The 24,337-nt window shown below is 72.0% G+C and carries 19 protein-coding genes and 1 riboswitch; of the genes, 8 read left to right on the top strand and 11 right to left on the bottom strand.

Annotated elements, in window-relative coordinates; genetic code table 11:
* Positions 1–416 precede the first annotated feature (416 nt).
* Positions 417–1,712 (top strand): OFA family MFS transporter, encoded by a 1,296-nt coding sequence (locus VI078_00455; GenBank protein ID HEY5997758.1) that lies wholly within the window; start codon positions 417–419, stop codon positions 1,710–1,712.
* A gap of 38 nt (positions 1,713–1,750) precedes the next feature.
* On the opposite strand, the gene VI078_00460 is transcribed toward VI078_00455, so the two are convergent.
* Positions 1,751–2,752: a serine/threonine protein kinase gene (locus VI078_00460; protein ID HEY5997759.1), complete on the bottom strand. Its 1,002-nt coding sequence runs from the start codon at positions 2,750–2,752 to the stop codon at positions 1,751–1,753.
* Between the two features lie 269 nt (positions 2,753–3,021).
* On the opposite strand from VI078_00460, the gene VI078_00465 reads away from it, so the two are divergent.
* The 4 genes from VI078_00465 (at position 3,022) to VI078_00480 (ending at position 6,787) form a co-directional block, all read left to right on the top strand.
* Entirely contained in the window at positions 3,022–4,404 is a 1,383-nt protein-coding gene (locus VI078_00465) for a cytochrome c3 family protein (protein HEY5997760.1), read from the top strand.
* A 74-nt stretch (positions 4,405–4,478) separates the two neighbouring features.
* Positions 4,479–5,612: a glycosyltransferase gene (locus tag VI078_00470; protein HEY5997761.1), complete on the top strand. Its 1,134-nt coding sequence runs from the start codon at positions 4,479–4,481 to the stop codon at positions 5,610–5,612.
* Between the two features lie 117 nt (positions 5,613–5,729).
* Entirely contained in the window at positions 5,730–6,221 is a 492-nt protein-coding gene (locus VI078_00475; GenBank protein ID HEY5997762.1) for a YchJ family protein, read from the top strand.
* Positions 6,203–6,787, top strand: coding sequence for a nitroreductase family protein (locus tag VI078_00480; GenBank protein ID HEY5997763.1), 585 nt, complete (start codon positions 6,203–6,205; stop codon positions 6,785–6,787). Before VI078_00475 ends, VI078_00480 begins: the two co-directional genes overlap by 19 nt.
* Before the next feature lie 145 nt (positions 6,788–6,932).
* On the opposite strand, the gene VI078_00485 is transcribed toward VI078_00480, so the two are convergent.
* Together VI078_00485 and VI078_00490 are read right to left on the bottom strand one after the other, a co-directional pair.
* On the bottom strand, positions 6,933–7,559 hold the full coding sequence (locus tag VI078_00485; protein ID HEY5997764.1) for a YkgJ family cysteine cluster protein: 627 nt from the start codon (positions 7,557–7,559) through the stop codon (positions 6,933–6,935).
* Positions 7,556–8,782, bottom strand: coding sequence for a pyridoxal phosphate-dependent aminotransferase (locus VI078_00490; GenBank protein ID HEY5997765.1), 1,227 nt, complete (start codon positions 8,780–8,782; stop codon positions 7,556–7,558). The genes VI078_00485 and VI078_00490 overlap by 4 nt, the downstream gene beginning before the upstream one ends.
* A 197-nt stretch (positions 8,783–8,979) precedes the next feature.
* Between VI078_00490 and VI078_00495 the strand changes: the two genes are divergently transcribed.
* On the top strand, positions 8,980–9,732 hold the full coding sequence (locus VI078_00495; GenBank protein ID HEY5997766.1) for a 4'-phosphopantetheinyl transferase superfamily protein: 753 nt from the start codon (positions 8,980–8,982) through the stop codon (positions 9,730–9,732).
* 32 nt (positions 9,733–9,764) lie between these two features.
* Positions 9,765–10,601 carry a glutamate racemase gene (gene murI, locus VI078_00500; protein ID HEY5997767.1) on the top strand — a complete coding sequence of 279 codons (837 nt, stop codon included), beginning with the start codon at positions 9,765–9,767 and terminating at the stop codon, positions 10,599–10,601.
* A 43-nt stretch (positions 10,602–10,644) separates the two neighbouring features.
* On the opposite strand, the gene VI078_00505 is transcribed toward murI, so the two are convergent.
* The gene (locus tag VI078_00505; protein HEY5997768.1) at positions 10,645–11,265 is read right to left on the bottom strand and encodes a lysophospholipid acyltransferase family protein; all 621 of its coding nucleotides are present in this window, start codon (positions 11,263–11,265) and stop codon (positions 10,645–10,647) included.
* Between the two features lie 123 nt (positions 11,266–11,388).
* Between VI078_00505 and VI078_00510 the strand changes: the two genes are divergently transcribed.
* The gene (locus VI078_00510; GenBank protein ID HEY5997769.1) at positions 11,389–12,327 is read left to right on the top strand and encodes an EamA family transporter; all 939 of its coding nucleotides are present in this window, start codon (positions 11,389–11,391) and stop codon (positions 12,325–12,327) included.
* A gap of 159 nt (positions 12,328–12,486) precedes the next feature.
* On the opposite strand, the gene VI078_00515 is transcribed toward VI078_00510, so the two are convergent.
* The 7 genes from VI078_00515 to VI078_00545 all read right to left on the bottom strand — a co-directional run bounded on the left by VI078_00515 (position 12,487) and on the right by VI078_00545 (position 24,197).
* The gene (locus VI078_00515) at positions 12,487–15,786 is read right to left on the bottom strand and encodes a M20/M25/M40 family metallo-hydrolase (protein HEY5997770.1); all 3,300 of its coding nucleotides are present in this window, start codon (positions 15,784–15,786) and stop codon (positions 12,487–12,489) included.
* A 123-nt stretch (positions 15,787–15,909) separates the two neighbouring features.
* A complete protein-coding gene (locus VI078_00520; GenBank protein ID HEY5997771.1) occupies positions 15,910–16,974 on the bottom strand; it encodes a hypothetical protein in 1,065 nt (354 codons plus the stop codon).
* Positions 16,975–17,051: 77 nt separating this feature from the next.
* Entirely contained in the window at positions 17,052–18,386 is a 1,335-nt protein-coding gene (locus tag VI078_00525) for a ChaN family lipoprotein (GenBank protein HEY5997772.1), read from the bottom strand.
* 92 nt (positions 18,387–18,478) lie between these two features.
* Positions 18,479–19,315 carry a hypothetical protein gene (locus VI078_00530; protein ID HEY5997773.1) on the bottom strand — a complete coding sequence of 279 codons (837 nt, stop codon included), beginning with the start codon at positions 19,313–19,315 and terminating at the stop codon, positions 18,479–18,481.
* A gap of 68 nt (positions 19,316–19,383) precedes the next feature.
* A complete protein-coding gene (locus tag VI078_00535; protein ID HEY5997774.1) occupies positions 19,384–21,201 on the bottom strand; it encodes a fibronectin type III domain-containing protein in 1,818 nt (605 codons plus the stop codon).
* A 197-nt stretch (positions 21,202–21,398) separates the two neighbouring features.
* Positions 21,399–22,712 carry a hypothetical protein gene (locus tag VI078_00540; GenBank protein HEY5997775.1) on the bottom strand — a complete coding sequence of 438 codons (1,314 nt, stop codon included), beginning with the start codon at positions 22,710–22,712 and terminating at the stop codon, positions 21,399–21,401.
* Between the two features lie 85 nt (positions 22,713–22,797).
* A riboswitch (cyclic di-GMP riboswitch) is annotated at positions 22,798–22,888 on the bottom strand.
* 163 nt (positions 22,889–23,051) lie between these two features.
* On the bottom strand, positions 23,052–24,197 hold the full coding sequence (locus VI078_00545) for a choice-of-anchor D domain-containing protein (protein HEY5997776.1): 1,146 nt from the start codon (positions 24,195–24,197) through the stop codon (positions 23,052–23,054).
* Between the last annotated feature and the right edge of the window lie 140 nt (positions 24,198–24,337).

A 24,337-nucleotide genomic window follows, 5' to 3' on the forward strand; every position in this document is an offset into this window, starting at 1 on the left:
TAACGTGTGCAATATACTGTAACAAAAGGACTTTGTGCTGTGCGATCCCAACGGTAATCGGCGTCTGGCACGGCTGTTGCTCTATGGACCGGAGCGAGGCTTCCGGGTGTTCCGCCCGGGCGCTTCTTGCGATCGCGGCCTGGTGGCCGGGAGGCAGGGCGATGACCAAGACGCAACTGCTGGACGACCTGATGAAGAAGACCATGCATTGCCCCTACTACGGCCGGGAGGCGGGCGGCTGCGATTGCGGCCGCGGCTACATCTCCGTTTCCACGGTGCAGCGCATCGCAAACCACTGCAGCGCGAATTACGTCGCCTGCGAAACCTACCGGACGCTGCTCGACCGCGACACGAGTCCGTGCCGCGTCCCGGACGTCGACCGCAACCCAGAACTGCGCCAGAGGACAGGAGGGGACATGTCGCATCAAGCGGACAGAAGAGGCTGGATCGTCACGCTCGCCGGCACCGCCATCAACCTCGCGCTCGGGATCCTCTACACGTGGAGCATCTTCAAGGGCGCCATCAAGGACTCCATCGTCCGGGGCGGCGAGGGCGCCTTCCGCTGGGACCTCGCCTCGATCAACGATCCGTACGCGGTCTGCTGCCTCGTGTTCGCGTTTGCGATGATCGTCGCGGGTCGCGTGCAGGACAAGGTCGGCCCGCGGCTGACCGCGCTCGTCGGCGCACTGCTTGTCGGGGCCGGCTTCATGTGGATCTCGCTGACGACCAGCTACTGGGCCTGGGTCCTGGGCTTCGGGGTCCTGGCCGGCGCGGGCATCGGCTTCGGTTACTCGGCGGCGACGCCCCCGGCGCTCAAGTGGTTCCCGCCGGCGCGCACGGGCCTCGTCGCCGGCATCGTGGTCAGCGGCTTCGGGCTGGCCTCGGTGTACATCGCGCCGCTGGCGACCATGCTCGTGAAGAAGTACGGCCTCCAGCAGGCCATGATGTTCTTCGGGCTCGGCTTCCTCTTCGTCGTCAGCTGGCTGGCGATGCTGCTGAAGAACCCCCCGAAGGGCTACGGACTCGCCGCGGCGCCCGCCGCCGCCGGCGCCAAGCCGAAGCCCGCCGCGGCCGATCACCGGCCCTCCGAGATCCTGCGGACCCCGACGTTCTACCTGCTCTGGAGCCTCTTCTTCATCGGCTCGGGCGCGGGGCTGATGGTCATCGGCAGCGTGGCCGGCATGGCCAAGAAGAGCCTGGGCGAGATGGCCTTCGTCGCGGTGGCGATCATGGCGATCGGCAACGCCGCCGGCCGCATCGTCGCCGGCGTGCTCTCGGACCGCATCGGCCGCGCCCGCACGCTCTTCTTGATGCTGGGGCTGCAGGCGCTGATGATGTTCGCCGCGATCCCGGTCGTCTCCTCGGGCGCGACGGCGCCGGCGGTGCTGGTGCTGCTGGCGACCTTCATCGGCTTCAACTACGGCACGAACCTCGCGCTGTTCCCCTCGTTCGCCAAGGACTTCTGGGGCCTGAGGAACTTCGGCGTCAACTACGGCGTCCTCTTCAGCGCCTGGGGCGTGGGCGGCTTCGTCATGGGACGCGTCTCCGAGATGCTCGTGGCGCGCTCGGGCGGCAGCTTCGACAGCTGCTTCATCTCCGCCGGGCTCTGCCTCGTCATCGCCGCCGCGCTGGCCCTGAAGATCAAGTCCCGCGAGCAGGTCGAGGCCGAGTTCGCGGCGCTGGAGCCGCAGCCGGTCGTCCAGGAGGCCTAGAGGATCCCCGCGGGAGGGGGAGGGCGGCCGAACGGCCGCTACTCCTCCTCCCGGCGCAGTCCGGCGCGCACCCGCGCCACCTGCTGCTCGAAGTCGTTCAGCTCCCGCAGCCAGTAGCTCCGCGTCCCGAAGTCCGGGGCGACCCGCGAGTGACCGTCCTCGGCGACCTGGTGGGCGCACCACGCCATGTAGTGGATGAACCGCATCGCGCGCAGCGGCCCGATCAGCCGCAGCGTCCGCCGGTCGAAGGGCCGGAAGGTCTCGTAGCCCTCGAGAAAGGTCGCGATCTCCGCGAGCGAGTCGCCCCGGTAGCCGGGAAGCAGCATCCAGAAGTCCTGCACGGGCGGCCCGACCGACATGTCGTCGAAGTCGATGATGAAGAACGACTCGCCGGGGCGGTAGATGAGGTTGGAGACGTGGCAGTCGCCGTGAATCGCGATCATCTCCACGCCGCGGAACATCGGCGCCGATTCCTCGATGAAGGCGCCGGTCAGCTCGCGGAAACGCCCCTCCAGGTCCTCCGGGATGAAGCCGCCGGCCAGGACGTAGTCCACCTGGGTCCGCGTCGAGAGCTCCGGCGCCATCGTGATCCGGTCGCGCGGGCGCAGGCGGGAGCCGACCACGTGGACCCGCCCGAGGAGGCGTCCCAGCTCCAGCCACTGCTCGTCGGTGTACTCGTCGAAGACCCGCCCGCTCTTCTTCGGGAAGACCGCGAAGTGCATCTCCCCATGAGTGCCGAGGGTGCCGCCGCCCGCGAGCGGCAGCGGCGCGACGACCGGGACCTCGGCCGCGACCAGCTCGCGCACGAAGTCATGCTCATCGAGCAGGGCGTCGCGCGACCAGCGCCCCGGGCGGTAGAACTTCGCCACGAGGCCGCCGCCGTCCTCGCGCTCGAGCTCGTATACCCGGTTGATGTAGCTGTTCAGCGGGCGGAAGAGATTGGTGCACCGGACGCCGAGCGCCCCCTCGACGACGGCGATCACCACGTCCGGGGTCAGATCGGCAAAGGCGGTTCCCTGCTCCTGTCCGTTCCCTCGCATCCCACGCCCATGCTAACACACGGGGCCGCAGCGGACGCTTGACTTCGGCGGCAGTGCAACGGATAATCCGCGGACCCATTTCCCTTTCGGCCGCATCGGCCGGTGTGAGGCGTGTGCAATTGACCGGATTGGCCGGAAAGTCTGACCACGTGCAGGCAACGACGCCCGAGCGCGCTGTCCCCGCGGATCCGCGCTGCGTTCCCGTGGGCCTGGGTCTGCCGGGGGCTCGCCGCTTCCCGGGGAGAAGAGAGAGACAGCGCTGTTCGGCGATGCTCCTGGCGCTCGGGACGTTCCTGGCGGCGCTGCCCGCGCGGGGGGCTATGGAGAACGTCCACAACAGCGGCGACTGCCTGACCTGCCACCGCGACACACCGCGGTTCGGGATCGACACGCGCAAGACCGTCACCTTCAAGGGCTCCCCCGAGGACCCCGCGCTCTGCCTGGCCTGCCACAAGCCGGAGGAGGCGCTCCACCCCGTGCTCGTGGCCGCGGGCTCGGGGCCCGAGGGGGCGCAGCGGTCGGCGTACCTGCCTGCGGGGTCCTCGCTGGCCTTCGACGGGAAGATCATCTGCACGACCTGCCACTTCATCCACGCCACCGACGGCCGCTCCGGGCTGCTCCGGGGGTTCCCCGGCTCGCCGGATCCGGGCTATTTCCCTTCCTGGCAGGCCTTCTGCGCCGAGTGTCACGGCACCAACCTCGCCAAACGTTCGCCGCACCGCGGGGGCGAGCCGTCGTGCGGCTACTGCCACCCCGCGAAGCCGGTGGCCGGACAGCAGGAGGAAGTGACGTCGCGGGGGAAGGACCTGTGCACGCTCTGCCACCGGATCATGCAGCGCACCCACTTCGAGGACGCGGACCCGCTCGGCGAGAGCGTCGAGTGCGCGAACTGCCACGACCCCCACGGGAAGTCGGCGGACAGCCCCTCGCTGCTCAACGCAAGGTTCCTGGCGGCGGCAAAGGAGTCCGTCTCGGTGCGGCCGCACTTCCGGAAGGCGTTCTGCTTCGCCTGTCACGAGAACACCGACGACTACGCGCTGCTGCTGGAGGACATCAACGAACTGTGCAATCGCTGCCACGCCAGCGGCAAGATCCCGGGCAACATCCACCCGCTGAAGAAGGTCCCGGCGGACATAACGGTGCCCAAAGGATGGCCGCTCACCGACGGCGCGCTCACGTGCCTGACCTGCCACGAGCAGGGCCACGAGGACCAGGAGCGGGTGCCGAAGCTGCTGCGCGGCGGGCCCTACGGCAGCACCCGCGAGCCGTGCTGGCGCTGCCACGACCGGAACAACTTCAAGGTCAGCGACATCCACAAGGACGCGAACGAGGGGCGTCGCTGCGACTTCTGCCACGCGGGCACGCCCGTGGCCGGCAAGGACACCATCAAGACGGTCGGCTTCGTCTCCGACCCGAACCTGCCGTGCGTCACGTGCCACGAGGAGCCCCACGAGCACCTGTCGACGCACTACGGCAGCCCCCGGCAGCCCCCGGGAGGGTCGATCCCGCCGGAGATGCCGCTGTTCAAGGGGGAGCGCATGATGTGCGCCACGTGCCACAACCCCCACGAGATGGAGGTGTCCTCCTTCAAGCTCCGGGGGGTCTCGGACGGCGACTCCTTCTGTACCCAGTGCCACCGCTTCACGCAGTAGCCCCCGCGGTCGCTCGCGGCTGAAGCGGCCGGGGGCGCTTGCCCTCCGGCGCCGGCCGGTGCGATAGTCCCGGCATGAGAGTCCTCCACGTCATCACGAACCTCGACGACGGCGGCGCCCAGACCGTCCTGGCGCGGCTTGTCCGCGGTGACGGGCTCGACTCCCACCGGGTCGTCTCGCTCACCGGGGATGGGATCGTGGGCCCGCGGCTTGCCGCGGCGGGAGTGCCGGTTGACGCCGTGGGCCTCCCGCGCGGCAGGGTGACGGCGCCGGGTTTCGCGCGGCTCGTCCGCCTCGTGCGGGCCGCGGCCCCGGACGTGGTGCAGACGTGGATGTATCACGCCGACCTGCTCGGCGGCCTCGCGGCGCGGCTCGCCGGCGTGCGCGCGGTCGTCTGGGGCGTCCGCAACACGGACCTCGACCCCCGGAGGGTCTCCCGGCCGACGCGGCTCGCCGCGCGGGCGTGCGCCGCACTCTCGAGGCGGGTTCCCCGCGCGATCGTGAGTTGCTCGGCGCGGGCGGCTCACGAGCACATCGCGCGCGGCTACGCGGCGGAGCGGTTCGTGGTCGTACCCAACGGCTACAACTTGGCGGAGTTCGCGCCGGACCCGGGAGCCCGGGCGCGGATCAGGGGGGAACTGGGGGTGGGAGATGGGCAGGCGCTTCTCGGGATGGTCGCCCGCTGGGACCCCCACAAGGACCACGCGAACCTGCTCGCCGCCCTTGCGCGGCTCGGCGGCCCCGGCGCGCCGGAGTGGTGCTGCGTCCTCGCCGGCCGCGGGATGGACGGCGCGAACGCCGAACTCGCCGGGCTGATCAGCGGGCACGGGATCGGCGGGCGCGTCCTCGCCGTGGGAGCCCGCGACGACGTGCCCGCCCTGATGAACGCGCTGGACCTGCTCGTGCTCTCCAGCGTCGGCGAGGCGTTCCCGAACGTCGTCGCCGAGGCCATGGCCTGCGGCACGCCCGTCGTGGCCACTGACTCCGGGGACGCCGCGCTGATCGTGGGCGAGACGGGCTGGATCGTGCCGCCGGGGGACCCGGACGCGCTCGCGGCCGCAATCGGGGGCGCGCTGCGGGCCCTGGCCGATCCCGCCGCCCGGGCGGCACGGGGTGCAGCCTGCCGCGAGCGGATCGCCGGGAACTTCGCGCTCGAGCGGATGGTCGCCGGGTACCGCGCGGTCTGGACGGCGGCGCGCCCGCGCTGAAGCGGCGCGCCCCCGGTGGCCGGAAGCCGCCGCGGGGCCGTGCTACACTGAAGACGGTTGCCGGCGGCGCGCCCGCGCGCGGGGCCGGCGGGACATCCACATCGGGGGTAATGTCGAATGAGACCCTGTCCGTGCGGTTCGGAGAAGGACTACGGGGAGTGTTGCGGTCCCCTGATCGCGGGGGAGCGACAGGCGCAGACCGCTGTGGAGCTGATGCGCTCGCGCTACAGCGCCTACGTCGAGCGGGAGATCCCCTACCTGCGCGAGACCCTGCACCCCGATCACCGGAAGGACTACGACGAGAAGAGCAGCCGCGAGTGGGCCGAGAAGGCCGAGTGGCACGGGCTGGAGATCCTGGACACCGCCGGGGGCGGCCCGGAGGACGAGGAAGGCGAGGTCGAGTTCATCGCGAGGTTCTCGATGGGGGGCGAGCGCCAGGAGCACCACGAGCGCTCCACCTTCGCGCGCCGCGGCGGCCGCTGGTACTTCGTCGACGGCCGGGAGGTCAAGCCGAAACCGGTGGTGCGCGAGAGCCCGAAGATCGGGCGCAACGATCCGTGCCCCTGCGGCAGCGGGAAGAAGCACAAGAAGTGTTGCGGGGCGGCCTGACCGTGGAGCTCGGCCAGGCGCTCCGCAGCCGCCGCTCCTGCCGCCGCTACCTGCCGGACGCGGTGCCGCGCGCCGCGCTCGAGCGCGTGGTCGAGGCCGCGACGTGGGCGCCCTCGGGCAAGAACCGGCAGAACTGGCGGATCTTCGTCGTTCAGGGCGGGGCGCGCGACCGCCTCGCAGAGATCTCGGGCCGCTCGTTCGCCTTCCACGAGGATTCGCTGCGCCGGCTCTACCAGGAGAAGACGGTCGAGTTCACCCGCGGGTTCTTTCGCGACTTCGGCGGCGCGCCGGTCGTGCTCGTCTTCTACACGGAGCCGACGGAGGACGGGCCGTTCGTCGACCTCCAGGCGGGCGCCGCCGCGGTCGAGAACGCCCTGCTCGCCTGCGTGGACGAGGGGCTGCAGGGGTGCTGGATGACGGCGCCGGTGCGGTTCGCCGACGAGATCGCCGCGTTGCTCGACGCGCACGGCCTGGATCTGGTGGCCGTGGTGCCGGTCGGCTACCCGGCGCGCCAGGCGCCCGAGCCGCCCCGGCGCCCCGACCGCATCACCTGGGTCGGCTTCTAGCCGGCCGCCGATACGGGGCCATCGGCGGCTCCTTGCCCGTGCGAGCCGCGCGAGTGCGGGAATCCCTGCGGCGGCCACCAGGCCGCCTCAGTCGCCGGATCGTCAGGCTCCTTGCATCTGACCCCTTCTCGGCGGCCGGCAACCCTCAGCGGTCCCCGGGTTGAGCGAGCGATGACTTACCCGGGCGGGCGGCGCGGTCCATCAAGGCGGTGAGAGTGCGCCAGTCGCAGGCCATCAGGTTCACGGCGAGGGCATCGACGAGCCTGCGCTGCAGCCACTGCTCCTGGTCGGCGGGCTCCGTCACCCCGTGGAAGGGGAGCATCTCGCGGTAGGCCCGCGCGAGCAGGCCGGCGGGCGGCGTGAGCAGATCCGCGCGGCGGACGTGGAACGGGTCCTCACCCTCGGCGCACGGCCGTCCGAAGACCGTGAAGAGACGGCAGGCGAGGGGACGCACCGGGTGCACGGCGCAGGAGTCGTCGACGAGGAAGGGGCAGGGGCCGCCGCGCGCGTGGGCCGCGAGCCTGGCGCGCACGGCTTCGCGGCTGGCGCCGGTCAGCCCCTCGGCGCAGTGCCAGGAGATGCCGGTCAGCTCGATCGGCAAAGCCGGGACGTCGCTCTGGTGGCGGCAGCAGACCGAGCAACCGCGCCGGCACGCGCGCCGCGCACCCCGGCGCCGCTCCTCGGCGCGCACCGCCTTCTCGATGCCGGCGTCCGCGACCGCGTGCATGCGCCGCAGCAGCGGCAGCCACGGCGGCTGCGCCCCGCCGGTCACGTCCCGTGACGTTTCCGGTAATTCTGGAGGAAGTTCGCGATCCGGCCGATCGCCTCGGTCAGGTCGTCGACGTTCGGCAGGAAGACGACGCGCGCGTGGTTCACATCCGGCCAGTTGAAGCCCGAGCCCTGCACGAGCAGGACCCGCTCCTCGTTGAGCAGCTCGAGGATGAACTGCCGGTCGTCCTCGATCGGGTAGATCTGCGGGTCGAAGCGCGGGAACATGTAGAGCGCCGCCTGCGGCTTGAAGCACGTGACCCCGGGGATGGCCGTGAGCAGCCGGTGGGCCGCGTCGCGCTGGCGGCAGAGGCGCCCCTCGGGCTTCACGAGGTCGTCGATGCTCTGGTAGCCGCCGAGGGCCGTCTGGATGCCGTACTGCGCCGGGACGTTGGCGCAGAGGCGCATCGAGGCGAGGATGTTCAGCCCGTCGATGTAGTCCGCGGCGTGGCGCTTCTCGCCCGAGACGATCATCCAGCCGGCGCGGTAGCCGCAGGCGCGGTAGTTCTTCGAGAGGCCGTTGAGCGTGACGAAGAAGACGTCGTCGGCGAGCGACGCGATCGAGGTGTGGGTGCGCCCGTCGTAGAGGACCTTGTCGTAGATCTCGTCGGAGAAGACGATGAGCTGGTTGCGGCGGGCGATCTCGACGATCTCCTGCAGCAGGGCGTCGGGATAGAGCGCGCCGGTCGGGTTGTTCGGGTTGATGAGCACGATCGCGCGCGTCCTCGGCGTGACCTTCGCGCGGATGTCCTCGAGGTCCGGCAGCCACCCGGCCTGCTCGTCGCAGCGGTAGTGGCGCGGCTGGCCGCCGCCGAGGCTCACCGCCGCGGTCCAGAGCGGATAGTCCGGCGAGGGGACGAGCACCTCGTCGCCGTTGTTGAGCAGGCCCTGCATCGCCATGACGATCAGCTCGGAGACGCCATTGCCGATGTAGATGTCCTCGAGCTGCACGTCGCGGATGCGCTTCTGCTGCGTGTAGTGCATCACGGCCTTGCGCGCGGCGAAGAGCCCCTTGGAGTCGCAGTACCCGGACGCCGCGGGCAGGTTGTAGATCACGTCCTGGAGGATCTCCTCCGGCGCCTCGAAGCCGAACGCGGCGGGGTTGCCGATGTTCAGCTTGATGATGCGGTGCCCCTCCTCCTCGAGCCGGCGGGCGTGCTCGAGGACCGGGCCGCGGATGTCGTAACAGACGTCCGCCAGCTTGTTCGACTTGAGTACCGGCTGCATTGCGCACTCCTTTGCGGCAGGGGCGCCGGCCACCCGGCGCGTTTTTCCCCGCTTTTCCCTACTATGCTGCCAGTTGATCCTCCCGTCAACGCCCCGCGGCGCCGGGAGGGGCGCGCCCGGCGACGGCGGCGCCCCGGACCGGGCCCGGACCGGCCGGGTTGACACGGCCCCGGCCGCGCCGGAGAATTCCCCCAATCATGCCCGAGACTGTCGCTGAGAGCGTGCTCGTCGGTGTCGGCGTCGACGCGGAGGATGTGCGGCGCTTCGCGAAGATCGCGGCCGGGGCCCCGCGCTGGCGGCTGGTCTTCACCGAGAGAGAGGCCGAGCATCTCGCGGCGCAGCCCCGCCCCGCGCTCGCGTTCTGCGCGGCGTTCTGCGCGAAGGAGGCGGTGTGCAAGGCGCTCGGGGAGCGCTACCCCTTCGTCGAGTGCGAGTGCCGCTTCCCCGGCGGGGGGCGCAGCCTGGAGGTCATCGCGGCGCCCGCGCTGCTCGAGAGCCGCGGCATCGCGGGCATCCGGGTGCACCTGCGCGAGCACTATCCCGACGAGCGCGGGGAGTGCGTCGTCGAGGCCTACCTCTACCGGGGCGCGCCGGAGGGGGCCGAGGCGCTCCCGGCAGCCCGCTCCCGGCTCAAGTCGCTCGCGGTCGCGGCGGCCGCGCGGGGCAGGGCGCAGATCGAGGCCCGGCACTTCTCTCCGGCGGAGCTGGCCGACCTCGGCGAGCGCTCCGTGCAGAGTGTGGCCGGCTTCCTCGCCCTCAAGAGCGCCCTGGTCGTGCTCTGGGCCGACGCGGGCGCCCCGCTCCCCGTGCCCCGCGACTTCGAGCTTCGCCACCAGCCCGGCGGCGCACCCGTCGTCGTGAGCGCGCCGCCCGGCCCCGGGGGGGTCCATGTGTCGATCTCGCACACGCGGGCATGGGCGTACGGACTGGCGGCGCTGTGTCCCGCGTGAGCGCGCGGGCGGGTGCGGGCCGAGCACGCGGCGTGACGGACCGGGGGCCGATCGGCATCTTCGATTCCGGCTTCGGCGGCCTGACGGTCTTCAAGGGGATCCGCCGGCTGCTGCCGGAGTACGACTACGTCTACCTCGGCGACAACGCGCGGACGCCGTACGGCAACCGCTCCTTCGAGGCGGTGCTGCGCTTCACGCTCGAGGGCGTCGCGCGCCTCTTCGCGCTCGGCTCCCCGCTGGTGATCATCGCCTGCAACACCGCCTCGGCCAAGGCGCTGCGCACGATCCAGCAGGGGTACCTCGCGGCCAGGCACCCCGACCGGCGCGTCCTCGGCGTGATCCGCCCCACCGTCGAGGCGGTGGACGAGCACTCGACGTCCGGCGCGGTGGCGCTCTGGGCGACGCAGGGGACGGTGCAGTCCGGCAGCTTCGCCATCGAGCTGGCGAAGCACGCGCCGCGGGTGCGCCTGACGCAGCAGGCCTGCCCGCTGCTCGTTCCCCTGATCGAAGCCGGCGAGCTGGAGGGGCCGGGCCTCGAGCACTTCATCCGCACGTACTGGGAGGCGACGCTGGCGCAGGACGGCGGGGTCGACACCCTGCTGCTCGGCTGCACGCACTACCCGCTCATCCGCGGGCGGATCGAGGCGCTGATCGCGCCGGGGGTGAAGGTGCTCTCGCAGGACGAGCTGGTCGCCCCGCGGCTGGCGGACTACCTGCGGCGGCACCCGGAGATGGACGCGCGCCTCGCCCGCCACGGCCGCTGCCGCTTCCTGACCACCGATTCGAGCGCGCACTTCGACCACCTCGCGGAGATCTTCATGGGGCACCCGATCGCCTCCGAGAGCGTGGAGCTCGCGCCCGTCCGCTGAAGCGGGACGCCTGACGTGCCCGCGCCCCCGCGCGGGCGGCGCTTCACGTGGCCAGGAGCGAGCCGATCCGCTCCATGAGGAGGGCCGCCGCCTCGTCGAGGTGGCCCCTGCCGCGGTGTTCCGCCCAGGCGGCGGGGAAGGCCAGCGGCGGGCCGATGCGGACCGCGATCGGTCCCGGACGCGGCACGCGGTGGTGCCGGGAGTACGCCCTGAAGGAGCCGGCGATCGCGACCGGTAGGAGCGGGACGCCGGCGCGCAGGGCCAGCAGCGCGGCCCCGGGCCTGGCGGCCTTGAGCGAGCCGTCGTCCGACCGTCCTCCCTCGGGGAAGATGCCGAGGACCGATCCCGCCCGCAGGGCCTCCAGCGCGCGGCGCAGCGAGCCGAGGTCGCGCGGCGCGTTCTCGACGGGGATGGCGCCGGTGCGCGTGGCGATCCAGTGCACCAGCGGCCGCACGTACTGCGCGCGGTCGACGATGAACCGGACCGGCCGCGGGCAGGCGATGGCGAGCACGATGGGGTCGACGTAGCTCGCGTGGTTCGCGGCGAGGATGCAGGGGCCGGCGGCCGGCACGTGGCCGGCGCCCTCCACCCGGAGGCGGAAGTACCACCGGGGCAGCATGGAGAGCGCCCGCAGCGCCCGGTAGAAGGGCGTCTCGTCGATCACGAGCCAACGCTACCAGATGGCGCCGCCCCGGGCCAGACGCCGCCGGCAGACGCGCGGGGACCGTGCCCTGCGGGGCGGCGCGCCTCGCGCGGAGGAGCCGAAAAGGGGTATGCTCCCCGGACCATGACGGCGGCCAATACTTCGCGGCGGGCGACGCTGCTCGGCGTCGGCTCGATCCTGTTCTGGTGCTGGAGCGGCGCGTGCTTCGCGCGGGGCGGACGCATCTTCGGCCCCGGGGTCTACCTGACCCTGATGACGGCCACCGGCGCAGCGACCGACGCGCTGCTGCACGTGCTGCGCGGGCGCCCCCTGGCGGCGCTGTATCGCCTTCCCGTCCGCTTCATCGCCGCGGGGGCTGTCGGCGTGGCGGTCTACACGGTGCTGCTGGCGCTGGCGCTCTTCGCGGCCGCCCCCGCGGACCTCGGGCAGGTGAACCTGCTGAACTATCTCTGGCCGATCTGGATCGTGGTCTTCTCCAACGTGCTGCTGCCCGAGCGCGGCGGCCGGGCCGCGCTCTTCGGCGCGCTCCTCGGCTTCGCCGGCGTGCTCGCCGCGCGCGGGCCGGAAGGGCTCCTGCGCCTGCCCGAGCGCTGGCTCCCGCACCTGCTCGCGCTCGCGGCCGGCGCCCTCTTCGCGCTCTACTGCGTCCTCATCCGGCGCTGGCGCATCCCCGCGGAGCAGGAGGGCACGGCGCTGAACTTCGGCCTCTGCGCCGCGATGTCCGCCGCGCTGGCCGGCTGGCGCGGCGAGTGGTCAGCGCCCATCGCCTTCAGCCCCGAAGGGCTCTTCTGGGTCGTCTTCGGCGGCGTCGGTCCGGTTGCGCTCGGCTACCACTGGTGGGAGGCCGGGATGAAGCTCGGCAACGCGCGCCTGCTCGGCACCCTGGCGTACCTGATCCCCGTCGGCTCCAGCGTCATCCTCGGCCTGCTCTACCGGGAGGCGCTCGGCCCGGGGCTCTTCGCCGGCGCGGCGCTCATCGCGCTGGGCGCCTGGGCCGGCAACCGCACCCCGATCCGCGCGCACGTGCGGATCCAGCGGAACAGACCTGGTGATATGCCCTGACCCGAGGTGATTGCACCGCACGTCGACACGGAAGGACTTGTCAGGAACCACCCGCAGCAGGCGCCAAGGTCGAAGCACGGCGAAATGCGGGATGAACCGAAGCACGATAACAAGTCTGCTTTTCCGATCCGCGCCTGCGCGCGGATTTCGCGGCGGGGATCAGCGCGGGACGAGCTGAGCCTCGGCGGTCCGCTCCTCCCCGCCGCGGGTGAACCGCAGTGCGACCTTTCCCGGCTGCAGTGCCTTGAGCTCGGCCGAGAGCGCCTTGAGCCCGGCCAGCGCCCTGCCGTCGATCGCCAGCAGGATGTCGCCGGCGTGCAGGCCGGCGGCCTCCGCGGGGGAGCCGGAGACGACGCCGTCGAGGCGCACGCCGGGCCCGGTGAACGCGAAGTCGGGCACGACGCCGAGGCTGACCTTGCGCTCGCCCTCGCCGGCGGGCCCTGGCTGCGGGCCTGCCGCGGGCGGCGCGGCAGTGTCCGGCGGCGTCAGGCGCGCCTCCGCGCCGGCGAGGTGGCCGACGACTTCGGCCGCCAGCCCCGCGATCTTCACGAGGCCCGCCCCGTCGATCCTGTCCGCGGTGTCGCCCGGGCGGTGGTAGTCCGGGCTCGGCCCGCCGAAGATCTGCACGGCCGGCACGCCCGCGGCGCGCCACGTCACGTCGTCGCTCGCGTCGAGGTCGCCTGCGGCAAGCGCGGTCTCCACGCCCGCGAGGTAGCCGGCGCCGCGGAAGATGTGCACCCACTCGCGCGCAGACGCGCCCCCGAGGATCAGCGCCTTGCGGCCCTCGAGGCGCCCGACGGTGTCGAGGTTGACCATCGCGAACGTCCGGTCCGCGCCGTATTCCGGCCGGGAGAGGAAGTGCTTCGAGCCGAGTCGTCCCTGCTCCTCGCCCGCGAACGCGACGAAGACAACGGTGCGCGCGGGCGGCGCCTCCTTCCAGAGGGTGCGCGCCAGCTCGAGCATCACGGCCACGCCGCTGGCGTTGTCGTCCGCGCCGGGGTGGGTCCGGCCGCGGTTCTCGGGGAGACAGCCGGGATCGCCGAGGCCGAGGTGGTCGTAGTGCGCGCCGATCACCAGCAGGGCCCGCGGCAGCTCGGGGCGCGAGCCCGGGAGCACGCCGACGACGTTCTTGAGCGACGCCTCGCGCGCCGGGGCGCCGCCGCTCGCCGCGAAGGCCTGGAACCACGTCCCGCCGTCGCCCCCGGGGCGCAGGCCGGCGGCGGCAAACGCCGCAGCGATCAGCTCCGCGGCCCGGTCCAGCTCCGGCGCGCCGAAGCCCCGGCCGCACAGCCCCGGGTCGGCAAGCGCCCGCACGTCGCCGAGCATCCGCTCCTGGGAAAAGCGCGGCGGCAGCGTTGCCAGCGGCGTGCGCGGCGGCAGCTTCCCGGGCGCGGGCGGCGCCCCGCCCGGAGCAAGAACGCGCGTCAGGGGCGAGCCCGACGTCGGCCACAGCCCCTTGGCGATGTTCGCGGGCTCGGCGCCCTCGAAGGCGAGGAACCCGTACTTCCCGTAGTGCGGCAGCTTGCGCCCGAGCCCCTCGGCGGCTGCCGGGACGTCGAGCGCCGCCCAGGAGAGAGTGAGCGCGGGGTCCGCGGGGTGGCGCGCGCACAGCACGAAGGCGTTGCCGCGCCGTGCGATGGGCGCCTGCTCGAGCCGCACGTCGTTCTCGCCGAAGACGGCGCCGAGCGCGGCCGCGGCGTCCCGCGCCGCCGGGAAGAAGCGGTTCTCCCAGCCGAGGACGAACACCGCGCGGTCGCGGGGCAGCTCGGCGAGCGCGGCGTCCTCCACCGTCTCGACGCGCCCCGGCCCCGAGTGCTCCAGCAGGCCGGCGAGCGTGCGGTACGCGGCGGCGAGGTCGGGTGGCGCCGCGGCGGGGAGGACGACGAGCGCCTGTTCCGCGCCGAACGCGCGGCTGAGGGACGGCGGCGTCTCGTGCACGTCGAGGCGCCGAAAGACGTCGAACGCCGGGTCCACGTCGACGCGCACCGGCTTTCCGGGGAGGTCGCGGACCGTCGTCTCCGCCGTGCGGCCGGTCATCTCGACGACCGCGGTGACCGCCTGCGCCGAGCCCTCGACCGTGACCGCCAGCGGCACGCGCATCCGGTAGGGCGCGCCCTCCTGCGCCTGCTCGATGACCACGGCCAGGTCGCGGTCCCCGGCGCCCGCGGGCCGAGCTTCCCGCAGTCGCAGCTGTGGCGCGCCCGTGCGGGTCACCCACTGGTCGAAGAACCAGCCGAGGTCGCGTCCGGCCGCGCGCTCGAAGGCGGCCCGCACGTCCGCGAACGACGCCGTGCTGAAGCGCTTCTCGCGCCAGAACCCCCGCAACCCCGCGACGAAGGCGTCGTCGCCGATCTCGAGGCGCAGCATGTGAAAGAGCATCAGCGTCTTGCCGTAGCCGACCGCCTCGGTCACCGAGCCGTGCCGCGAGCGGAACGCGGTGAGGGGCAGGTCGCGCCCCGCGAGGACGAAGTCCGCGTACTTCTGCAGCGTCGTCCGCCGGTACTCGGCCCCCTCGCCGCGCTGCTCCTTGTCGAGATGGTCGGCGAGGTACGCCGTGAGTCCCTCCGACCAGTTGCCGGACCCGTAGTCGACGAAGACGCCGTTGCCCCACCAGGAGTGCAGGATCTCGTGCGGGAACGAGGTGTGCAGGATGAACGGGAAGCGGATGACCTTCGGGCCCAGCAGCGTGAACGAGGGCATGCCGTAGCCGGTCTCCCAGAAGTTCTCGACGGTCGACCAGGTGCCGTAGGGGTAGGGGCCGATGAGCTTCGCGTACAGGTCGAGGTAGCCGGTGGTCGCATCCAGGTACTGGCGCGCAAGGGCGCCGTCAGGCTCTCGCAGGAAGACCAGCGCCTCCACGTCGCCCGCCCGGTCGCGATACTCTGTCCAGCGGTCGGCGACGAGGGCGATGTCGTCCTGCGGCACCTCGCACGCCCAGCGCACCCGCCGCCGCCCCGCTTCGACCGCGTGCGCCGTGCGGCTCCCCTGGCTCACGGCGTCCCAGCCCTCGGGGAGGTCGACGGCGAGCGAGAACGTCACGGTGCCCCCCGCCTCGAGCGCCGGGTACCAGCCCGAGGCGCCCGTGAGGAAGACGCCGGCGTCCGAGATCGTCCCGCGCGTTTCCTTCTGCCCCCGGGCGTACTCCTCGCCGACCTGCTCGATCGGGTGGTCGATCGCGCCGCGGTAGGCGAGCGTGGCGACCGCCGCGCCCGCCGGGAGCACGAGCCGGTAGCGCGCGAACTCCGCGTCGGAGCCGGCCTCCTCGAGCCGGGCGCCCGCCTCCGCGACCGCGGGCTGCATTCCAGGGTGCAGTCTGATGACAACGGGCGCCGTCGGCGGCGCCGGGAACGTCAGCGTGTCGCGCACGGCAATGGTGTGCGCCGCCGGCTCGATGGTCACCGCCAGCTCGTGCCGCACGGCCGGCTCGGCGCGCACCGCAGCGGACGCAGTGAGGAGCATGGACAAGGCCGCGATCCCGAGCACGCGCGGGGGTGACAGCGGCGTAAGCCGCGCCAGAGGGGGCGCAGCCCCCATGGGAGCGCCCGCAAGCCAGCGTTGCCGGGCGAACAACTTCATCGGGCGCTACGGTATCCAGTCGGCGATGAAGATGTTGAACTCGTGCGGCCCCGCCGCCCCGCGCGTCGAGCACCACAGAAGCTTCTTCCCGTCCGGGCTGAACATCGGAAAACTGTCGAAGCGCGCCCCGTACGTCACCCGCTCGACGCCGCTGCCGTCCGTGTTGACCAGGTACAGCGAGAACGTCCGCTTCTGCGCATCGTGCATGTTCGACGCGTAGATGATCTGCCGCCCGTTCGGGTGCATGAACGGACTCCAGTTGGCGTCGCCCGAGCGCGTCACCTGCGTCTGCCCGCTGCCGTCCGCGTTCATGTAGTAGATCTCGGCGCGGGTCGGCCGCATCAGGTTCTTCGCCAGCAGCTCCCGGTACTCCGCGATCTCCTCGGGCTTCTCGAGGTAGTTGCTGCGGTAGACGATCTTCGTCCCGTCCCAGGAGTAGAACGGCCCGCCGTCGAAGCCGACGCGGTTGGTCAGCCGCTTCACGTCGCTGCCGTCCGGCTTCATCGTGTACAGCTCCAGGTCGCCGTCGCGCACGGAAGTGAAGACGATGCGCGAGCCGTCGGGCGAGACCGCGGCCTCGGCGTCATAGCCGGGCGTGTCCGTGAGGCGCACGGGCGTCCCGCCATCCAGGGCGCGGGCGAAGATGTCGTAGTCGGGGTAGAGCGGCCAGACGTAGCCGAGGCTGCGGTCGGCCGGCGGCGGGCAGGCGGGGCTGCCGAGGTGCGTCGAGGCGTAGACGAAGCGTTTGCCGTCCGGGAAGAAGAACGAGCACGTCGCCCGCCCCTCGCCGGTGGAGACGAGCCGCACGTCGGAGCCGTCGGGGTTCATGGTGAAGATCTGGTCGCACTCGAAGGGCGGCCGCGTGGACTGGAAGACGATGCGGCCGCCGTCGAGCGAGAAGTACGCCTCCGCGTTCTGGCCGCCGGCGGTGAGCTGGCGCACGTTGGCCAGGTGCCGCTCCTGCGGGTCTCGCAGCCCCGAGGGCTTCGAAGCCTGGGTGGAGGCACAACCCGCGCATGCCGCAACTGCAGCGAGCATGAGCGCCGACTGCCCGAGCCGTTTCCCTGTCATCTTCCGAATCCTCCTCCTCTCGACCTGTCCCAGGGCAGGCTGCGGGAGTCCTGCCGCTGCGCACCCCCGTCGGTGGCCTATTTCTTGTGCATGCCCGGCGGCGGCTCCGGCGGGGCCGCCAGGGTCGGCGTCACCGTGACTTCGGCGTCGCCGCGCTTGAGCACCACCGTCGCCGTGTCCCCCGCCTTCTTGCCGTTGATCACGATGATCACGTCGCCCTGCTCGGCGATCGGGAAGCCGTCGATCGAGACGAAGGCGTCCCCGGCCTGGACGCCCGCCGCGGCGGCGGCCGAGCCCGGGACGACCTTGTCGACGTACACCGTCTTGTCCTCCGCGCGCAGCACGACGCCGAGCCGCACCCGCTTCTTCTCGACGTCCTCGTACGGCACCAGCCACGCGAAGTCCCCGGGCAGCAGCGGGATCTCGGGGACGTCGACGTCCATCGTCAGCTCCTCGCGCAGCTCCTCGGGGATCGAGATCTCCTCCGGGAGGACGATGACCTGCGGCCAGGCGGCGCGGCGCAGCACCCGGCGCGGGATGCCCAGGCCGTAGCGCACGTGGAAGCCGCCGGCGACGACCACCATCTTCTTCCCCTCGCCGGCCGGGCTCCTGAGGTAGTCGACCACCCGCGAGGCCATCGTCTCGTCCCAGAGGACCTGCGTCCGGAAGAAGCTCTCGAACATCTTCTCCTTCGCGGCCTCGGAGCGCCGCTCCCGGGCCGTCGCCTCCATCCAGTCCTCATCGGGGTTCGCGGCGCGCGCGGCCGTGCCGTGCCCGGCGTCGTGCCCCCCGAACACCGCCTCGAGCAGGGCGCGCTGGTAGGGGTCGGAGAAGTCCGTCTCCGGCACCTTGGCGGCCAGCTCCGGCGGCAGCGGGCCGGATCCCGCGGCGGCGAACTGCTTCTGGGTCTCCTTCGCCGGGTCCAGCGCGATCACGTCCAGCCGGCGGTCGCGCGCGAGCTCGAGGATGCCGCGGTAGTTGCCGAAGTCGGAGCCCCAGTTGTCGAACCACTGGGACTCCTTGAGGAACTGCGGCTCGGTCAGCTCGCCGCGCACCCAGCGGTCGAGCGCGGGCTGCTGCGGCACGCGGAACATCTCCATGCCGATCGCGACCTTCCCGGGGTGGCGTCGCTCCAGCTCGGCGATGATGCGCCGCTGCGCCTCGTGCGCCTGGAAGTTGCTGTGCATCTCGCCGATGTAGACGACCTTGGCGGCGTCGACGATGTCCATCATCTGCTCGAAGCTCATGAGCAGGCCGGTCGGCATGTGGACGATGTCGCCGGCCTGTGGGGCGCGTGCGAGGGGGTAGGGCGAGAGCCCGCTGCCTGCCTCGGGTACCCGCGCGCCCGCGCAGCCGGCCAGGAGGGCGGCGCCGAACGAGAGCACAAGAAGGGCCATGGATCGTGACGTCATGTCGTTCACCTCGTCGTGGGTTGCGTCCTGCGATCCTACGCCAGATTTGAGCGTCGGGGCTGCGAAAAGTTCCGCCGGGGGCGGACGGGGGGCTAGCCGGAGGAGCGGCCCCCGGGCCGGTGCGCGAGCTTCTCCCGCCTCAGCCAGTCGAGCCACTCGCGCTGCTCGTCCGAGAGCAGGCCCTTCTGCGCCGCGACGAAGGCCGCCCAGGCCTCCGCGCTCTCGAACCGGACGCCGTAGTACCCGCTCGCGAAGGAGCCGCGGCCGGTGAAGTAGATCTCGCCGCCGGGGGAGACGTCGACCATGAGATCGTGGTTCTTGTAGATCACCGACTCGCCGACCTGCGAGACCGTCCCCTCGCGCTGGCGACGCAGCTCGTCGTACACCAGGTAGGAGGCGCCGAGCAGCAGGAGCAGGGCCGCCGCCGTGCTGAGCTTGGCGACGCTCCGGTACGCCTGGGGGCTGAAGAGGTCCTGGATCGAGAAGGCCACGCGCCTGCCGATCGCGCGCTGGATGTCGCCGACGCGGGCGAGGGCCGGGCGGACCGCCCGTCCCGTGTAGTTCTCCACCTCGCGGATAGCCAGGTCGTCGAGGGGGTCGGCCATGGCCAGCCGCAGGACGTTGTTCTCCTCGAAGGCGAGGGGGATCACGGCGTAGCGGTGGCAGATGTGCCGCGGGAGGACGCGCCGGACATCGGCGGCGGTCTCCTCATCCGGCCGTACGACGGGGAGGTCCAGCTGCTGCGAGAGCGCCTTGAGGAGCTGCTCGTCGCTGATGAGCTTCATGCGCACGAGGAGGTAGCCCAGCCGGCGCAGGCCGCCGGCCTGGACGCGCAGCGCCCGGTCGAGCTGGTCCCTGGCGATCAGCCCCTGTCCCACGAGCAGCTCGCCGAGATACGGTCTGCCGCCGCGGTCCCTCGGTGCCGCCATGCTCGTACGCCTCCTCTCCCCGCGTTCCCGCCGGACGAGGGCGGGACCCTGCGTTCTCCGTCCCCCGGCTAGGGGAGCGCGCGCGCGTCCCAGGCGCGATAGTCGTCGAAGTGCGCGACCGACTTCTCGGCCAGGCAGCCGATGCCGCCGGCCGTCGCGTCCCCGAAGCGGTAGGTCACGACCGGCCGCGTCTCCCTGCCGAAGAAGACGGCGACCCGGCCGCCCGGGTGGATGTCGGCGCGCAGCTGGTACCACTGGTCCGCCCGGAGGCGGCGGGCCGCCGACGCCTTGATGCCGGCCTTCTCGCCGGGCGAGTCCCCCGCCTGGCCGATGACGACCCGCGAGTCCCGGAGAGCGACATAGCGGTAGTGCTGCGCATCCGTCACGGCGAAGAGGATGCCCGTTCTGTTCGCCAGCGAGCGCGCGCTCAGCCTGAGTTTCGTCACGATTCTGCCGGCGGCGAACGCCGGCAGCGCGCTGACGACCGCGCGGTTGACGAGCGTCATGCTGCCGGAGGTGAACGTCCGGTCGGCCCCGACCAGCCATTTCCCCGAGAGCGTCCGCCACTGCGGGTCGCCGGCGGCGGTGCCGTCCGAGAAGGAGTCCGCGAGCAGCAGCGAGGCGCCGCCCGCGATCGAGACCGCGGTCGGGCCGGAGACCGCCGGGACGCTTGGGTGCAGGGCGCAGCGCGCCTCGGCGCTGACGAAGTAGACGCCCTCCGCGGGCCAGGACTTCCACGCGGCGACGGCCCCGGAGCCTCCCGGCGTCAGCCACGGCGAGGCCGTGCCGTCGCCCCACTGCAGGCGATACTGGACCGGGTCTCCCGTGCTCGATGCTGCATTCCCGGCGGTGTACCCGTAGACCACCCCGGTGAGGCCGTCGCCCGGCCCCTGCGGAGGGGCCGGCGGCGAGACCGTCTCGCCGGGCGCAGTGGCCACGGTTACCTCCAGGGGAGGTGACGGAGACGAGTGGACGCCCGGGTGGAGCACGCAGCGCGCCTCGCTCCTGACGGCATAGGTCCCCGGCAGGAGCCACGACTTGTCCGCGGAGGAGGCGCCGGCGGCGAGCCAGGGCGAGACCGTCCCGTCGGCCCAGAGGAAGCGGTACTGCACGGGGTGCCCCGCGCTCGAGAGGCTCCCGCCCGTCGCATAGCTGTGGGGCTGCGTTCCCGTGACCGTCGTTGGGCCGTCGGGCGCGGCCGGCGCGGCGATCGTTTCCGCCGGCGCCGCCGCGACCGTCACCGCGATGGGGTCGGAGAGCGCAGACACGACGCTCGTGTGCGCCGCACAGCGGGCCTGCACGCGCACGTCCGTGTACGTCGCTGCGACGTCCCAGCTCTTGGTCGCCTCGATGACGCCGACCGGCAGCCAGTCGGAGTCCGTGCCGTCCGACCAGAAGAAGCGGTACTGCACCGGGTCGCCGGCGCTGGACGCCGCGCCCCGCGCGGTGAAGACGTACGGCGTCCCGGCCTGGAGATCGGTCGGGCCGGCAGGCGGGGAAGGCTGGGAGACGGTCTCGGGAGCGGGAATGCAGGGAGGCATGTAGGAGACCTCGTTGGAGTACCCGCTCTCGCCTTTCGCGTCGTACGCGGTGACGGCGAAATAGTAGGTCAAGCAGGGGGACAGTCCATCGACCGTCGCCGTGACGACGCCGTTCGTGACCACGTTGGCCACGACGGTCGGCGTCGGGTTGTAGGCCCCGCTCGAGAGTCCCCGGTAGAGGTGGTAGCCCGCCACGGTTTCCGTGTTGGCGTCCCAGGCGAGGGTGACGTTAGCGCCCCTGGCGAGGCCGGGGAACACGGCGAGCAAGACGACCGCGGCGACAAGCGTCCACCGCCATCCCGGCGATGGCCCCGACATCCCGTGGCGTGTTGCCTCGCTGTGCATGCGGCGCACTATCTCTTGCGGCGCGGTCCCCTCTTATTATCGTTCCCGCCGCTCGCGGCGGCATCGGGTTTCCACACCAGTCCCGCAGATCCTGAACATTTCGCCGACAACGGCACGATTTGTCAAGAGTTTCCGGCCAAGTGGCTCGGCGCAAGGGGCGCCGGGGGGCCGGTGTCGGACCCCCGGTTTCGCCTGCGCTACCGCAGGACTGCGTCGGTGAAGACGGCCGTGTTGTCGAAGAGGCTCCTCGCGCCCTCCGTGCGATAGCCGACGCGGCCCGAGGAGTTGACCACGAAGGTGTACGAGAGCACGGGCGCCGCGCTGCCGTTGAGGTAGACGCGCACCTTCGTGCCGCCCTCGATGTCGACGCGCACCCGGTAGCCGGTGCCGGGACTGAGCCGGCGCCGCAGGGACGCCTTCAAACCGGCGCGCTCGACGGGAGTGGCGCCGACCTGTCCGATCGAGAGTCCGGTGGCGGTCAGCCGGAGGTAGCGGTAGTGCGTCGCATCCTGGTAGTGGAAGACGATCCGCGCATCCGGCGCGGCGGTGTAGGTGCGGGTCAGGCTGACCCAGCTCTCGATCCGCCCCGAACGCACGTCGCGAACGTTCGGGTCGGCGATCAGCGCCATGCTGACCGGCACGTTCGCCGAGGCGAAGCGCTTCGCCGTCCCGGTGACGGCCCACGCGCCCAGAACCCTCCGCCAGGACGGATCGCCCTTGGCCGTCCCGTCGCTGAAGTCGTCGACGAAGAGCCTGGGGTTGTCGGCGACGTTCGGGTCGGTCTCGCCGGCATCGACGCGTCCGTTGGCGTTGAGGTCCTCGCGGCCGTCGGCCAGGCCGTCGCCGTCCGTGTCGGCGGCGAGCGGGTCGGTGGCGGTGGCCGGATCGAGGTCGGGGCGGAAGACCGCCAGGTCGGTGTCCGGGCCCGCCATCGCCAGCGCGTACGCGAGCTCGGTGCCATCCTGGAGGCCGTCACCGTCGGTGTCGGCGACGCACGGATTGCTCTCGCCGGCGCCGGCCTGGCCGTCGTGGTCGGCATCCTCCAATCCGTCGGGGATGCCGTCGTCGTCGGTGTCCGCGTCGGTCGGGCTGGTGCAGCCGGCCGTCTCGAGCGTGTCGGCCAGGCCGTCGCCGTCCGAGTCGCCGCCCGCGTCCGCCTTGGGGTTGTAGACCACCTCGGCCGAGAGCGGGCTCTCCTGCCCGAGGAGGTCGTAGGCGGTGACAGCGGCGTGGTAGGCGACGGAGGCATCGAGGCCCGTCAGCGTGTAGGAGGAGACGTTGCCGACGTCGATGACCGACGAGAACGGCTGGCCCGAGAGCCCGTTGTGGACCATGTAGCCGACAGTGGTCTCCGCGGGATCGGGGTCCCACGAGATGGTGATCTGTCCGGCGAACGCCAGCGAGGGGGCGAGAAGAACCAGCGCCGCGCACAGCAGCCGGGTCACGCCGCCGTGCGGAAAGGCCCGCGTCTTCAGGGACCCGTTACCGTCGCCGAGACCGTGCCGTGCCATGAGAGCGCTCCTCCGCTGCTCCGGGCAATCCGCACCGGCGGAGGGGCGCACCGCGGAGAGAGCACCCCGCGATGGCATCCCTTCGACTGGCAGCCCTGCCGCCGTATTCCCGCGCCGCGGGAAGCAGGCCGTCGGCTTTGCGTCCCACCCTTTCGGATGGTTTGCCCTGAGCAGTCCCGTTGTTGCCGTTCATCGTCTTCACCCGCGGAAAATCTAGAAGAGGGGGCGCGAAAAATAAGTGACGGGCGTCACGCCGCACCGGGAATGTGACGGATGACCGAAAAAGCGATCGCCCCCACCTTCCCGCGGGGGACGATGGGGGCGATCGGACGAATGCGGCTAGTTGCTGCGGACGTTCTTCGGCGCGCCAGGCGGCGCCACGCCGATGCCTTGGACCGCGAAGTCGTAGGGGTTCTTGCCGGCGTCGTTGTTCGCGATGCTGAGCGTGGCCGTGCGCGTGCCGGCGACGCTCGGGTCGAAGCTCACGGTAAAGGTGGTGCTGGCCCCGGCCGCGATCGTTGCGGAGGGCTGCACGGTCACGGTGAAGTCGGCGGCGTTCGCGCCGGAAACGGCGACCAGCGGCGCGCCGGAGAGTGTCAGAGCGGCGGTGCCGGTATTTCGGATCGTGAAGGTGTGCGTCATGACGCCGCCCGTCAGCTTCGTCTTGCCGAAATCGGTGTCGTCGGTGCTGGAAGGCGCGACATCGCCGTCGGGAATCGCCGTGCCCTTGCCGAGCACGCTCATCGCGGGAGCGGTCGCGCCGGCGCCCTGGATCGCGAAGTCGTAGGGGTTCTTCGCCGCGACGTTGGTGGCGATCGAGATCGTCGCCGAGCGGGTGCCGGCGGCCCCGGCAACGAAGCTCACGGTGAAGGTGGTGCTGGCGCCCGCGGCGACCGGGGTCGTCGGCTGCGCCGTCACCGTGAAGTCCGCGGCGTTGGCGCCGCCGATGGCGACGAGCGGCGTCCCCGAGAGCGTCAGCGGGCCGGTGCCGACGTTCCGGATGGTGTAGGTGCGCGTCACCGCGGCGCCGCCGACGCCGGCCGTGCCGAAGTCGGTCTGGTCGGCCGCGGAGGGCGTGGTGTCGCCGTCGACGATCACGACCGCGTTGCCCAGGACGTTGACGTCCGGGACCCCGGGCACCGTGTACGGCACCTCGTTGGAATAGCCGCTCTCGTTGCCGACGCTGTCGTAGGCGGTCGCGGCGAAGTAGTACGTCGTGCCGTCGGTCAGGCCGGTCACGGTGTAGGTCGTCACGTTGCCGGCGTCGATCGGCGTGCCGTAGACGCCGGATGCCGTCCCGTAATAGACCTTGTACCCTGTGACGTCAGGCTCGGTGTTCGCGTCCCACGCGAGCGTCACCTGGGCGGCGAGCGCCTGGCCCGCGCCGAGGATCAGGACCAATGCCAGGGCGATCCCGCCGCAGAGACGCGCCCGCCAGCGCGCGCCGTTGTTGTTTCTCCCGATCTCCCTGCTGACCGCTGCCATCGCCGTCCCCTCCGTCGCGTGTCGCCCGGCGAGCCGTTCGCCGCCCGGTGCGGTGCCGTTCGCCGGAGAGAGAATGCACCCAAGCGGCAGCGGGGCGCTGTGATTGCGGTCACAGGGCGCGGAGGCGCAGGAGGGGACCC

Source organism: bacterium, assembly GCA_036524115.1.
GTDB lineage: Bacteria > JAUVQV01 > JAUVQV01 > JAUVQV01 > DATDCY01 > DATDCY01.